This window comes from Gordonia aurantiaca (assembly GCF_039939235.1).
GTDB lineage: Bacteria > Actinomycetota > Actinomycetes > Mycobacteriales > Mycobacteriaceae > Gordonia.
Map to the genome: position 1 here is coordinate 118883 of NZ_JBDUUF010000002.1, position 12743 is coordinate 131625.

Here is a 12743-nt window from a genome sequence, read left to right on the forward strand (position 1 = left end):
CATCAGGCCCGGATCGCCACGGCGAACAGATCGAGGGACGCGTCGATGTCGCGCTCACGCGCGTCGAGGATGTCGAAATCCCGAGCGGTGACACCCGCGACGTCGGCGACCAGGTCCTCCGGCCACTCCTCGCCGGCGAGCGCACGCGCGATCTGCGCATCGATCAGCGAACCGCCCCACTTCTCGTCGAGGGCGACCAGCCGCGCGCCGTGGTGGACGCCGAGCATCGCGTCGAGCGTGAAACCGCCGTCGACGATCAGCTCGGTGAGCTCCGCGGCATCGAGCTCACGCGTGTGGAACGGGTTCAACGGGGTGTCGCGGCCGGGGGAGAAGGTGATCCGGTTGGGCGTCGAGATCAGCAGCTCACCGCCGGGACGCAGCACTCGCCGGCACTCGTCGATGAACTTCGCCTGATCCCACAGGTGCTCGATGACCTGGAAGTTCACCACCACGTCGACCGAGGCGTCCGCGAGCGGCAGGTCGACGAGATTGCCCTGATGCACGATCAGTCCCGGGTAGCGACGGCGCGTGTGCTCGACCGCGGCGGCGTCGTAGTCGACGCAGATCACCGACGACGCTCCCGCGTCGGCGATCATCGCGGCGCCGTAGCCCTCGCCGGACCCTGCCTCCAGCACGTCGCGGCCCGGACACCGATCCACGATGTGGAGGTAGGCGATCTCGTGGCGTCGGAACCAGTAGTTCTCCGCGGGAATGCCCGGAACGGTCCGCTCGCCGGTCAGCGCGAGCTGCTGATCGGTGTCGAGCGCCTCGAGGCCGGTGGTCCCGGCCGGTGCCGCCACAGCAGGGGCCGGGGAGCCGAGGTCTGAGTCAGTCATCTGCACGAGCGTAGGGCATGGCCGACGCGCCGATCGCCGGTCCCGGCCCGTGCGCCCGAGCGGCTCGGAAACGCACGTCGGGCCCGCTGTCAACTCGCGGGGCCGCCACAGCTCCATAGTGTGAGGTAGTCGATGTTTAGTGAGAAGATAGGAGACGCTAAAGTGGGGGAGACCCATGGCCTTACCCGCCGGTAAGTTGCCGAACCCGACGCAGGAGGTCGACGTAGACCCATGACAAATATTGTCGTACTGATCAAGCAGGTTCCCGACACGTGGTCCGAGCGGAAGTTGAAGGACGACGACTTCACGCTCGACCGCGAGGCCGCCGACGCCGTCCTGGACGAGATCAACGAGCGGGCCGTCGAGGAAGCTCTGAAGATCAAGGAGGCCGATGGCGGTGAGGTCACCATCCTGACCGCAGGTCCGGAGCGCGCCACCGACGCCATCCGCAAGGCTCTGTCCATGGGTGCGGACAAGGCCATCCACATCAAGGACGACCTCCTGCACGGCTCGGACGCGGTTCAGACCGCGTACGTCCTGGCCCGCGCACTCGGCACCGTCGAGGGCGTCGAGCTGGTCATCGCCGGTAACGAGGCCACCGACGGTCGCGTCGGCGCCATCCCGGCCATGATCGCCGAGTACCTGGAGCTTCCGCACCTCACCCACCTGCGCAAGCTGACCGTCGAGGGTGACACCCTCAAGGGTGAGCGCGAGACCGACGAGGGCATCTTCCACGTCGAGGCGTCGCTGCCGGCCATCGTCAGCGTCAACGAGAAGATCAACGAGCCGCGCTTCCCGTCCTTCAAGGGCATCATGGCCGCCAAGAAGAAGGAAGTCCAGGTCGTCTCGCTGGCCGAGATCGACGTCGAGCCGAGCGATGTGGGCCTGGAGAACGCGGGCACCGTCGTGACCTCCTCGACCCCGAAGCCGCCGAAGACCGCGGGCGAGCGCGTCACCGACGAAGGCGACGGCGGCACCAAGGTCGCCGAGTTCCTGGTCAGCCAGAAGATCATCTAGTTCTTCTCGACAGACCACCGGCGAACCCAAGACATCCAGGAGAAAACCAACATGGCAGAAGTACTCGTGCTCGTGGAGCAGGACGCCGAAGGCGCCCTGAAGAAGGTCACCAGCGAGCTCATCACCGCCGCCCGCGCTCTCGGTACCCCGTCGGCAGTCGTCGTCGGCAAGCCCGGCTCGGCCGACGGCATCATCGACGGCCTCAAGGAGGCCGGCGCCGAGAAGATCTACGTCGCCGAGTCCGACGACGTGGCCAACTACCTGATCGATCCGCAGGTCAACGTCCTGTCGGCGATCGCCGAAGACGTGTCGCCGGCCGGCATCCTCGTCGCCGCGACCGCCGACGGCAAGGAGATCGCGGGCCGCCTGGCCGTGCGTCTGGGCTCGGGCGTCCTCGCGGACGTCGTCGACGTCAAGGAAGGCGCCGTGGGCGTCCACTCGATCTTCGGTGGCGCGTTCACCGTCGAGGCCCAGGCCAAGGGCGAGACCCCCATCTTCTCGATCCGCCCGGGTGGCGTCGAGGCCGCTCCGCAGGCCGGCGCCGGCGAGCGTGTCGACGTCGAGGTCCCGGCCGTGGCCGAGAACGCCGTCAAGATCACCAAGGTCGAGCCGAACGTCGGCGGCGACCGTCCGGAGCTCACCGAGGCCTCGATCGTCGTCTCCGGTGGTCGTGGCGTCGGTAGCGCCGAGAAGTTCTCGGTCGTCGAGGAGCTCGCCGACGCGCTCGGCGCCGCCGTCGGTGCCTCGCGTGCCGCCGTCGACTCCGGCTACTACCCCGGCCAGTTCCAGGTCGGCCAGACCGGCAAGACCGTGTCGCCGCAGCTGTACATCGCCCTCGGCATCTCGGGCGCGATCCAGCACCGCGCCGGCATGCAGACTTCGAAGACCATCGTCGCAGTCAACAAGGACGAAGAGGCGCCGATCTTCGAGATCGCCGACTACGGCGTCGTGGGCGACCTGTTCAACGTCGCCCCGCAGCTGACCGAGGAGATCAAGAAGCGCAAGTGATCTCGCCGATCACCGGCCGCTGAGGCCGACCGGGTTCCACGATGGCCCCCGACGTTCGCGTCGGGGGCCATCGTGCATTCCGGGACGGTTCGCGCCGCTGTTCATCTGACCGGCGCCGACACGACACGTCAGCGTGGCCGCGGCGACGTCTCGCGATGTTTTCCTTCGAGGTGTGAACGCCATCAGGTACCTCGCCCCGCCACGCCGAGCCACCACCCTGCTCGGTGCGGGTCCGGTTCGCGTCGCCGTCTCCGACGACCCGGCCGACATCGTTGCGGCGCAACGACTCCGCTACCGGGTCTTCGTCGACGAGCCGGGCTTCTCCGACCGGATCGGCGACCCTCGCACCGGACTCGACGCCGACCGGTTCGACTCGTTCTGCGAACACCTCGTCGTCCACGAGGCCCACGGTCTCATCGGGTGCGCCCGCCTGCTGGCCCCGGCACGCGCGATCGCCGCCGGCGGCTGGTACTCCTCGACCGAGTTCGACCTCCGCGAATTCGACGACATCGCCTCGGCCACGGTCGAATTGGGGCGTGCCTATGTCGATTCCCGCCATCGGGACGGCTCGGTCACCGCGCTCATGTGGGCGGCGCTGCTGCAATACACGGAGCAGACCGGACACCGCTACCTGATGGGGTGTGTCTCGGTGCCGTTGTACAGCCCGGGGGAGAGCGAGCCGGGAGCCGTGCTCGGCGCCGTCCGCGATCGACTGCGCCGGGATCACCGGCACCCGGACCCGGACGGCGTATCCGCTGACCGTCGCCCGCGTCGAGGGCAGGCTCCTCGACGACATCGCGCCGTCGGAGACGCTCGGCATGCCGCCGCTCCTGCGCGGCTACCTCCGGATGGGCGCGCGGATCTGCGGTGACCCGGCCGTCGACGACGTCTTCGGCGTGGCCGACTTCCTCACCCTGATCGACCGGGACGGCGCCAACCGGCGGTACCTCGAGCGGTTGCGGTCCAGCGCGCAGCGTCTCGGGACGGCGGCGCGAGCGGGGGTGACGGGGACTCCCGGGAGCCGGGCTTCGTGAGCGCGCTGCTCGTCCCGGACCTCGCCGCCGCCGACCGGTCGGCGGCCGGATCGAGGGCCTCGTCCTCCCTACACGCGTGGTTCCCGGTCAGCACCTGCGGGAGCCGATGCCTGCGCCCGCGCGACAGGAGAGGCCTCGACCGGCTCGGCGACCTGGTGCGGGCCGGATGGCGGGCGACCCGACTGGTGGCGGTCATCGCCCGGTTCGTCGTACCCGGGGTCGCGGGGGACCGGGCCGGGCGGTCTCCGGGACGCCGATCCCGTGCCTCCAGGGCGTGTCTCGCGGCACTCGGCATCCGGACGGTCATCGACGACCGCCGGTCCGGAGCCCAGCGCGCCACCCCCGCCCTCGTCGTCGCCAACCACATCTCCTACCTGGACATCCTGGCGCTCTCGCTCGTCGTTCCCGCGCCCGTCGTCGCGAAGTCGGAGGTGCTCGACATGCCGCTCGTCGCATCGGCGGCCCGACGGTGCGGGGTGATCGGCGTGGACCGTCGCCGGCTGCGCGACCTCCCCGCGACGGTCGACGAGGTGACCGCGCGGCTACGCCGCGGCGAGTCGGTCATCGTCTTCCCCGAGGGCACGACCTTCTGCGGTCGGGAGGCCGGCGCCTTCCGGCCTGCCTTCTTCCAGGCCGCCGTCGACGCCGGGGTGCCGGTGCTCCCGGTCGGTCTCCGTTTCCGCGGCAATGGCGGCCGACCCGCGCCCGAGCCGGGTTTCATCGGTGACGACACGCCCCTGGCCACGCTGGGCCGGGTCCTCACCGCTCGTGGCCTGGTCGTCGAAGTGCGTCTCGGGCCCCTCGAACCGCCCCGCGTCGATCGCCGCGAACTCGCCGCGCGCTGCCGGCGGGTCGTCGTCGGCGAACGTCGCGGCGAGAAGTGGCGTCCGGGAAAGTGACATCGGTCGTTCTCTGATATAGGTTCACTGGCGTGTCCGGCCGCGCGGCGGCCGGACCAGGATCATCGAACAGCCGACGTCGAAGGAGTCCGACGATGACGTCCACCCTGTCCCGAGAAGCGGCGCGCGCCAAGTTCTTCGAGCTCAAGGAGGCCGAGGGGCTCGTCGACGACGCGGTGCTCGACACGGTGTGGGCCGGCCTCGCGACGCTGCGTCCCGAGGAGATGCTCGGTGCATGGAAGGGCGGGGAGTTCAACACCGGCCACGCCATCAACGGGGCGCTCGCCAAGGCCAACTGGTACGGCAAGACCTTCACCTCGCGCAACGACGTGCAGCCCCTGATCTGCCGCGACGAGAACGGCAGGCTCTTCTCGAACGTCAAGCTCGGCAAGGGCGAGGCGAGCCTGTGGGCGATCGAGTTCCGCGGTGAGGTGACCGCGTCGATGGTCTACGACGGCCAACCGGTCATCGACCACTTCAAGCGCGTCGACGACACCACCGTCATGGGCATCATGAACGGCAAGGGCGGCGTCATCGACGGTCGTCACCTGTACTTCTACCTCGAACGCGTCTGATCCCACCCGCACCGAGCGGAATTTGTCGGGGCCGGTGGCGCGTCTATCCTTGCTAGCGATGCCCTTGTCAACCCAGGCGCCCCGCGCGTCCGTCTACCTCGACCACGCCGCTTCGACGCAGATGCTGCCCGAAGCCGTCGAGGCGATGACCGCTGTCTTCGCCGAGCCCGGGAACGCCTCCTCGCTGCACGGGTCCGGACGCACCGCCCGTCGCCGGCTCGAGGAAGCCCGTGAGGCGATCGCGGCCGCGGTCGGCGCGCGCCCGTCCGAGGTGATCTTCACCGGAGGCGGCACCGAGTCGGACAACCTCGCGGTCAAGGGCATCTACTGGGCGCGCCGCCGCGCCGACGACAAACGACGCCGCATCATCGTCTCCGCCGTCGAGCACCACGCCGTCCTCGACCCCGCGCAGTGGCTCGCGACCGACGACGACGCCGAGCTCGTGGTCCTGCCCGTCGACGCCGAGGGTGTGGTGTCGCCCGCCGACCTGCGCGCCGAGCTCGAGGCGCATGCCGACGAGACCGCGCTGATCTCGGTGATGTGGGCCAACAACGAGGTCGGCTCGATTCAGCCGATCCACGAGATCGCGGCGCTGGGAGCCGAATTCGGTGTCCCGGTACACTCCGACGCCATCCAGGCGGTCGGGCACGTGCCCGTCGACTTCGCCGCGAGCGGGCTGTCCGCGCTGAGCCTCGCCGCCCACAAGTTCGGCGGCCCACAGGGTGTCGGCGCGTTGCTCCTCGGCCGTGACGTCGCATGCGTGCCGCTGCAACACGGAGGTGGACACGAACGCGACGTGCGTTCGGGCACCCAGTTCGTCGCCGGCGCCGCGGGCATGGCCGCCGCGCTGACCTGGTGTGTCGAGAACATGGACGCCAACACCGCCCGGGTGCGCGCCCTCGCCGCCCGGCTCACCGACGTGCTGCTGGGCGTCGACGGCACCGTGCGCAACGGTGCCGACGGGGAACGTCGGCTGCCCGGCAACGTGCACGTGTCCTTCCCCGGTTGCGAGGGCGATTCGCTGTTGATGCTGCTCGACGCCAAGGGCATCGAGTGCTCCACCGGGTCGGCGTGCACCGCGGGGGTCGCACAGGCGAGCCACGTCCTGATCGCGATGGGGCTCGACATGGCCGATGCCCGGTCGTCGTTGCGTTTCTCGCTGTCTCACACCACCACCGACGCCGACATCGACGCGGTGGCGCAGGTCATCGACGAGGTCGTGGATCGTGCACGCGCAGCCGGCCTCGTCTCCGCACCCGGCGGAAGGGTTTCGTGATGCGCGTACTGGCAGCGATGAGCGGGGGAGTCGACTCGGCGGTGGCGGCCGCCCGCGCCGTCGACGCCGGACACGAGGTCGTCGGGGTCCATCTGGCCCTGTCGTCCGCGCCCGGGGCGTTGCGCACCGGATCGCGTGGGTGCTGCTCGCGGGAAGACGCCGACGACGCCCGCCGCGCCGCGGATGTCCTCGGCATCCCGTTCTACGTCTGGGATTTCGCGGATCGCTTCAAGGACGACGTCATCGACGAGTTCGTCGAGGCATATGCGGCGGGACGCACTCCCAATCCGTGCCTGACCTGCAACGAGAAGATCAAGTTCGCCGCGCTCGCCGACAAGGCGATCGCCCTCGGCTTCGACGCGTTGGCGACCGGCCACTACGCGCGCCTGGAGAACGGTGAACTGCGGCGCGCCGTCGACGCCGACAAGGACCAGTCCTACGTGCTCGCCGTCCTGACGAAGGAACAGCTCTCGCGCGCGCTGTTCCCGGTCGGCGACACCCCCAAGAGCGAGATCCGGGCCGAGGCCGCCCGCCGCGGCCTGGCGGTCGCCGACAAGCCGGACTCGCACGACATCTGCTTCATCCCCAGCGGCGACACCCGCGCCTTCCTCGGCGCGCGTATCGGTGTGCGCCGGGGTGCGGTGGTCGACGCCGCGTCCGGTGAGCGCCTCGCCGAACACGACGGCGTCCACGGCTTCACCATCGGCCAGCGCAAGGGCCTCGGCATCGAGGCGCCGGCCGCCGACGGCAAGCCGCGCTACGTCACCGACATCGATCCCGAGAGCGGCACGGTCACCGTCGGTACTGCCGCGGACCTGCAGGTCTGGGGCATCACCGCCACGCGCGCGGTGTGGACGTCGGGCATCACCCCCGACGCCCCGTTCGAGGCCGTGGTGCAGGTGCGCGCCCACGGCGGCCTCGCGCCGGTGACCGCGACCGCCACCACCGTCGACGGCGAACCCGCGATCGACATCGTCCTGCACGAACCGCTGACCGGTGTGGCCAAGGGTCAGGCGGCCGTGCTCTACCTGCCCGACGCCGAGCGCGGCGATCAGGTCGTCGGGTGCGGACGCATCGCGGCAACGTCTGCACGGCCGACCACCGTCGCGGCTCGGTGACGACGCCCGCGCTGCCCACCGGCCTCGGCACCGGTGTCGGATCGATGCCGGGCACCGATCCGCGTGCCGCGGCCGCGGTCGTCAACGGTGAACTCGATCTCGCGCACCTCGTCGAACTGCCCGGCCGGGGAGTGGGCGCCGATCTCGTCGGCCGGATGGCGGCGCTGCTCGTCGACCTCCCGATGGACACCGCGACCTGGGGATATCGTCTCGCCCAACGGGATTCGCTCCTGACCCGCCGCGCCGGCGACTACCTGAAGGAAGACCTCGACGTCGTCGAAGAGCTCTGGGACAAGGCGGGATTCGTCGGCACCGGCCGGATCTTCAAGGTGCAGGTCGCCGGGCCGTTCACCACGGCTGCGATGGTCGAACTGCCCAACGGGCACCGCGTCCTCCGTGATCCCGGCGCCGTCCGGGACATCGTCGCGTCGGCGGCCGAGGGGATCGCCCAGCACGTCGGCGAGATCAGGCGGCGGCTCGGCGCCGAGGTCGTCGTCCAGCTCGACGAGCCCATGATCGGCCAGGTCATCGAGGGGACGGTCGAGCCGCTCACCCGGTTCGACCCGATCCGGGCGATCCCGGCGGTCGAGGTCGCGCGTGCCCTCGGCGAACTCGTCGAGCATGTCGCCGTGCCGGTCATCCTGCACGACTGTGGAAAACCGCGGTGGGACCTCCTCGAACACCTGACGACCGTTGCATACTCGATCGACGTCACCAGGCCGACCGCCGAGGATCTCGACGGCATCGGCATGCTCATCGACCGTGGGGGCGTGCTGGTCGCCGGACGCGTGCCGTCCACCGAACCCGCGCGGCCGTTGCGCGCGGAGACCGTCGCGACGGACCTCGCGGCGATCACCGACCGGATCGGACTGAATCGAAAGGTGTTGGCGGGCAACGTCATCGTCACACCGACGTGCGGCCTCGCCGGAGCGTCGGAGCGTTGGGCCAAGTCCGCGCTGTCGATCTGTGCGCAGGCCGGCGAACTGCTGTCGAGGGACCCGACCGCGCTGTAGGTCACCTGCTCGGGCGTGCGGCGCGACGGCGACGGGCCCCGGTGGGGGGAACAGAACTCCCGCACGCACGACCGATCCCAGGTCGCCCGGGACATGGCGTCGGCGCGGGCTCACCGAATCACTGCGCGACCCCGTCGTGCCGACCTATCCTGCCGGTGTGCCGCATCCGATCATGTTCGACGACGCCGACCCGTTCCTCGTCCGCGTGCGTGAGATCGCACTCGCGTTGCCCGACAGCACCGAGGTCGTCGCGCACGGACGCCCGACGTTCCGCTGCGGCAAGATGTTCGCCGAGTACGGTGGCGGGCTCAAGGGCGGCAAGGTGCGGTACGACCAATCGGTGCTGTTCATCCCCGACGAGTCGGAGCGACCCGCCCTCGTCCAGGATCCGCGCTTCTACGTGCCGGCCTACTACGGGCCCTACGGTTGGCTGGGGCTGATCCTCGACGACGAGACCGACTGGGACGAGGTGTCCGAACTCCTCGACACCAGCTACCGGCAGGTCGCGCCGAAACGTTCGCTGGCCAAGCTCGGCGACTGACTGTGCGAGCTCGCCGTCCGACCACTCCGATACCCTCGGACCGTGGCAGAAACAACGGAGTCGGGGGCAGTGGGGTCGGCGTCGGGGGCCACCGAGCAGTCGGGGCCCGAGGCCGACCTGCGCGAGGAGTGGACGGCCCTCGCCGAGGAGATCCGCGAGCACCAGTTCCGCTACTACGTCAAGGACGCGCCGATCATCAGCGACGGCGAGTTCGACGAGCTGATGCGTCGCCTGCAGGACCTCGAGGAGAAGCACCCCGAGCTGGCGACGCCCGATTCGCCGACCAAGCTCGTCGGCGGCGGTTTCTCGACCGCGTTCTCGCCGGTCGACCACCTCGAGCGGATGATGTCGCTCGACAACGTCTTCGACCACGACGAGATGACCGCGTGGGTCCAACGGGTCCAGGCCGACGCGGGCGCCGATCCGGACTTCCTCTGCGAGCTGAAGATCGACGGTGTCGCACTGTCTCTCGTGTACCGCAACGGCGTCCTCGAACGAGGTGTCACCCGCGGTGACGGCCGGACCGGTGAGGACGTGACGCTCAACGCGCGCACCATCGAGGACATCCCGCACCGGCTGAAGGAGTCCGACGAGTACCCGATCCCGGACGTCCTCGAGGTGCGCGGCGAGGTGTTCTTCCGCGTGGAGGACTTCGAGGCGCTCAACGCGTCGCTCGTCGCCGACGGCAAGCCGCCGTTCGCCAACCCCCGCAACTCGGCGGCCGGTTCGCTACGGCAGAAGAATCCGCAGGTCACCGCCCGGCGCAAGCTCCGGATGATCTGCCACGGCATCGGCCACACCGAGGGCTGGCGGCCCGCGTCGCTGCACGACGCCTATCTCGCACTCGGCGCCTGGGGGCTGCCGGTGTCGTCGCACACCAGCAAGGTGTCGGGCGTCAAGGAGATCCTGGACAAGATCACCTACTGGGGCGAGCACCGTCACGACGTCGAGCACGAGATCGACGGGATCGTGGTCAAGGTCGACGACTTCACGATCCAGCGCCGCCTCGGCTCCACCTCGCGCGCGCCGCGCTGGGCGATCGCCTACAAGTACCCGCCCGAGGAGGCCACCACCAAGTTGCGCGACATCCAGGTCGGCGTCGGCCGGACCGGCCGCGTCACCCCGTTCGCCGTGCTCGAGCCGGTGTTGGTCGCCGGGTCGACCGTCTCGCGCGCGACGCTGCACAACGCCTCGGAGGTCAAGCGCAAGGGCGTCCTCATCGGCGACACCGTCACCATCCGCAAGGCCGGTGACGTGATCCCCGAGGTCCTCGGACCCGTCGTCGACCTGCGCGACGGCAGCGAGGTCGAGTTCCAGATGCCCGAGCGATGCCCCGAGTGCGGCACCCCGCTGCGGCCGGAGAAGGAATCCGACGTCGACCTGCGCTGTCCGAACCAGGAGAGCTGTCCGGCGCAGCTGCGCGAGCGCCTGTTCCATCTCGCCGGCCGTGGCTCCTTCGACATCGAGGCCCTCGGCTACGAGGCCGCCGCCGCGCTGCTCGGTGCCGGGGTGATCCGCAACGAGGGCGACCTGTTCTCGATCACCGCCGACGACCTCGCGAAGACCGAGCTGTTCACCACGAAGTCCGGCAATCTGTCGGCGAACGGCAAGCGGTTGCTGGCGAACCTGGAGAAGGCGAAGAAGGTACCGCTGTGGCGGGTCCTCGTCGGCCTGTCCATCCGGCACGTCGGCCCCACCGCGGCACGTGCTCTCGCAACGGAATTCGGCTCTTTGGAGGCCATCGAGAACGCCGACGTCGAGCGGCTCGCGAAGGTCGAGGGCCTCGGCATGACCCTGGCCCAGTCGATCCATGACTGGTTCACCGTCGACTGGCATCGCGAGATCATCGAGAAGTGGCGTGCCGCAGGTGTTTCCATGGAGGACGAACGTGACGAGTCGATCGAGCGCACCCTCGAGGGCAAGACCATCGTGGTGACCGGCTCGCTGGTCGACTTCTCCCGCGACGGCGCCAAGGAGGCCATCCTCCGGCGTGGCGGCAAGGCGTCGGGATCGGTGTCGAAGAAGACCGACTACGTCGTGGTCGGGGATTCGCCGGGCAGCAAGGCGGCCAAGGCCGAGCAGCTCGGTGTGCCGATCCTCGACGAGGACGGATTCAAGCGACTGCTGGAGACGGGTCGTCCGGACTAGCCGGCCGTCATCCGTTGAGCGCCTTGTCGAACGCGCGGTAAGCCCGTGGGTCGAACAGGACGAAACGGATCTCGGCGAGCGAGGTCTCCGCGGCCCGGACGGTGTCGACGGCCTTGCGGGCGCCGTCGTCCATCGGCCAGCCGTACACCCCGGTCGAGATGGCCGGGAAGGCGATCGTCTGTGCGCCCAATTCCTCTGCCACACGGAGGGATTCGCGGTAACAGGAGATCAGGTACGCCGACCGGTCCTCGTCGTAGGAGTGGACCGGCCCGACGGTGTGGATGACCCAGCGTGCGTGCAGGTCACCGGCTGTGGTGGCCACCGCCTCCCCGACGGGCAACCCACGCCGGTACCTTCCGGCGCGCAGTTCCTTGCACTCGGCGAGGATCGCGGGGCCACCGCGCCGGTGGATCGCGCCGTCGACACCGCCACCGCCGAGCAGGGTCGAGTTCGCGGCGTTGACGATCGCGTCGACGGCCTGGTGGGTGATGTCTCCCTGGACGATCGTGATGGAGGTCATACCCCCATCATGGCGCTAACCGTCGGCCCGCAGCACGGTGCTGACGATGCCCGCGAGGTAACCGAGCCGGGCGATCTCCGACGGACGGAAGTCCGGCCCGCCGATGCGGCCGAGCAGGATCGCCTTGTCGTTGGAGCCGATCGGCGCGGCCGCGAGCCTGGTGTCCATGTCCTTCCACGCCTCGGGCACCCACTCGCCCTCGGAATCGAGCTGCTCCGCGCGCTCCAGCGGCAGCCAGTCCGCACGTGTCAGCGGCGTCTCCGGCGCGCCCGACGACCCGAACAGCTGCAGCACGCCGCCGCTCGCACGGGTGATGACCATCGCCCACGACACCCGCAGGACGCGAGGAGCGTTGTCGACGAGGATCTGCAGGCGCTCGTTGCGCGCCGCCGTCGCGACCTGGTCGACCAGCTCGAGTTCTCGGTGTGTGTCGAGGACGCCGGAGTACGGGCGGATCGAGTCCACACGCACCCCGTTGACCTTCTCGGCCGCGGTGATCAGGCTGTCCGGAAGGGAGCCGGGGGCCATCTCGACGACCAGATCGTCGACCGCGTAGCCATTGCCCCGCTCGACCACTTCGAGGGACAGGATGTCTGCGCCGACCGAACCGAGTTGGACGGCGAGTACGCCGAGACTGCCCGGACGGTCCTCGAGGTAGACCCGCAAGAGGTAAGACACGTCCGTCATTCTCGCACTCGTGACGATCGGCCGCGCAGCGCCCGTCGGCCCGCCCCGTGTGCCCGGGTCACGCGCATCGC

12 protein-coding genes and 1 pseudogene are annotated in these 12743 nt (G+C 69.8%); 10 read left to right on the top strand and 3 right to left on the bottom strand.

Features of this window, described 5'->3' with window-relative positions; translation table 11 throughout:
- Window positions 1-2: 2 nt before the first annotated feature.
- Window positions 3-836 carry a class I SAM-dependent methyltransferase gene (locus tag ABFT43_RS05520; protein ID WP_347959382.1) on the bottom strand — a complete coding sequence of 278 codons (834 nt, stop codon included), beginning with the start codon at window positions 834-836 and terminating at the stop codon, window positions 3-5.
- A 231-nt stretch (window positions 837-1067) separates the two neighbouring features.
- Here ABFT43_RS05520 and ABFT43_RS05525 point away from each other — a divergent pair, with 231 nt between their 5' ends.
- From ABFT43_RS05525 to ligA, 10 genes and pseudogenes are all read left to right on the top strand, one after another.
- Window positions 1068-1853 (top strand): electron transfer flavoprotein subunit beta/FixA family protein, encoded by a 786-nt coding sequence (locus ABFT43_RS05525; RefSeq protein ID WP_347959383.1) that lies wholly within the window; start codon window positions 1068-1070, stop codon window positions 1851-1853.
- 51 nt (window positions 1854-1904) lie between these two features.
- Window positions 1905-2861, top strand: coding sequence for an electron transfer flavoprotein subunit alpha/FixB family protein (locus tag ABFT43_RS05530; RefSeq protein ID WP_347959384.1), 957 nt, complete (start codon window positions 1905-1907; stop codon window positions 2859-2861).
- A 133-nt stretch (window positions 2862-2994) separates the two neighbouring features.
- Window positions 2995-3895, top strand: a pseudogene (locus ABFT43_RS05535) (GNAT family N-acetyltransferase).
- Complete coding sequence (locus ABFT43_RS05540) at window positions 3892-4794, top strand: lysophospholipid acyltransferase family protein (protein ID WP_347959385.1); 903 nt, start codon at window positions 3892-3894, stop codon at window positions 4792-4794. Before ABFT43_RS05535 ends, ABFT43_RS05540 begins: the two are co-directional and overlap by 4 nt.
- A 95-nt stretch (window positions 4795-4889) precedes the next feature.
- Window positions 4890-5369 carry a DUF4334 domain-containing protein gene (locus ABFT43_RS05545; RefSeq protein ID WP_347959386.1) on the top strand — a complete coding sequence of 160 codons (480 nt, stop codon included), beginning with the start codon at window positions 4890-4892 and terminating at the stop codon, window positions 5367-5369.
- A gap of 58 nt (window positions 5370-5427) precedes the next feature.
- Entirely contained in the window at window positions 5428-6645 is a 1218-nt protein-coding gene (locus ABFT43_RS05550) for a cysteine desulfurase family protein (RefSeq protein WP_347959387.1), read from the top strand.
- The gene (gene mnmA, locus ABFT43_RS05555; RefSeq protein ID WP_347959388.1) at window positions 6645-7763 is read left to right on the top strand and encodes a tRNA 2-thiouridine(34) synthase MnmA; all 1119 of its coding nucleotides are present in this window, start codon (window positions 6645-6647) and stop codon (window positions 7761-7763) included. The genes ABFT43_RS05550 and mnmA overlap by 1 nt, the downstream gene beginning before the upstream one ends.
- Window positions 7760-8776 (top strand): uroporphyrinogen decarboxylase/cobalamine-independent methonine synthase family protein, encoded by a 1017-nt coding sequence (locus tag ABFT43_RS05560; RefSeq protein WP_347959740.1) that lies wholly within the window; start codon window positions 7760-7762, stop codon window positions 8774-8776. Before mnmA ends, ABFT43_RS05560 begins: the two co-directional genes overlap by 4 nt.
- Window positions 8777-8933: 157 nt before the next feature.
- Window positions 8934-9317, top strand: coding sequence for an MmcQ/YjbR family DNA-binding protein (locus ABFT43_RS05565; protein WP_347959389.1), 384 nt, complete (start codon window positions 8934-8936; stop codon window positions 9315-9317).
- A 42-nt stretch (window positions 9318-9359) separates the two neighbouring features.
- Entirely contained in the window at window positions 9360-11465 is a 2106-nt protein-coding gene (gene ligA, locus ABFT43_RS05570; RefSeq protein WP_347959390.1) for an NAD-dependent DNA ligase LigA, read from the top strand.
- A gap of 7 nt (window positions 11466-11472) precedes the next feature.
- Here ligA and ABFT43_RS05575 read toward each other — a convergent pair whose 3' ends face one another.
- The gene (locus ABFT43_RS05575) at window positions 11473-11985 is read right to left on the bottom strand and encodes an O-acetyl-ADP-ribose deacetylase (RefSeq protein WP_347959391.1); all 513 of its coding nucleotides are present in this window, start codon (window positions 11983-11985) and stop codon (window positions 11473-11475) included.
- A gap of 15 nt (window positions 11986-12000) precedes the next feature.
- Entirely contained in the window at window positions 12001-12672 is a 672-nt protein-coding gene (locus ABFT43_RS05580) for an ACT domain-containing protein (RefSeq protein WP_347959392.1), read from the bottom strand.
- Between the last annotated feature and the right edge of the window lie 71 nt (window positions 12673-12743).

What these genes read in the sequence shown, in the direction of transcription:
- ABFT43_RS05530 (WP_347959384.1), top strand. Translation starts at nt 1,905, where the DNA reads ATGGCAGAAGTACTCGTGCTCGTGGAGCAGGACGCCGAAGGCGCCCTG.
- ABFT43_RS05580 (WP_347959392.1), bottom strand. Translation starts at nt 12,672, where the DNA reads ATGACGGACGTGTCTTACCTCTTGCGGGTCTACCTCGAGGACCGTCCG.
- ABFT43_RS05520 (WP_347959382.1), bottom strand. Translation starts at nt 836, where the DNA reads ATGACTGACTCAGACCTCGGCTCCCCGGCCCCTGCTGTGGCGGCACCG.
- mnmA (WP_347959388.1), top strand. Translation starts at nt 6,645, where the DNA reads ATGCGCGTACTGGCAGCGATGAGCGGGGGAGTCGACTCGGCGGTGGCG.
- ABFT43_RS05575 (WP_347959391.1), bottom strand. Translation starts at nt 11,985, where the DNA reads ATGACCTCCATCACGATCGTCCAGGGAGACATCACCCACCAGGCCGTC.
- ABFT43_RS05550 (WP_347959387.1), top strand. Translation starts at nt 5,428, where the DNA reads ATGCCCTTGTCAACCCAGGCGCCCCGCGCGTCCGTCTACCTCGACCAC.
- ABFT43_RS05545 (WP_347959386.1), top strand. Translation starts at nt 4,890, where the DNA reads ATGACGTCCACCCTGTCCCGAGAAGCGGCGCGCGCCAAGTTCTTCGAG.
- ABFT43_RS05525 (WP_347959383.1), top strand. Translation starts at nt 1,068, where the DNA reads ATGACAAATATTGTCGTACTGATCAAGCAGGTTCCCGACACGTGGTCC.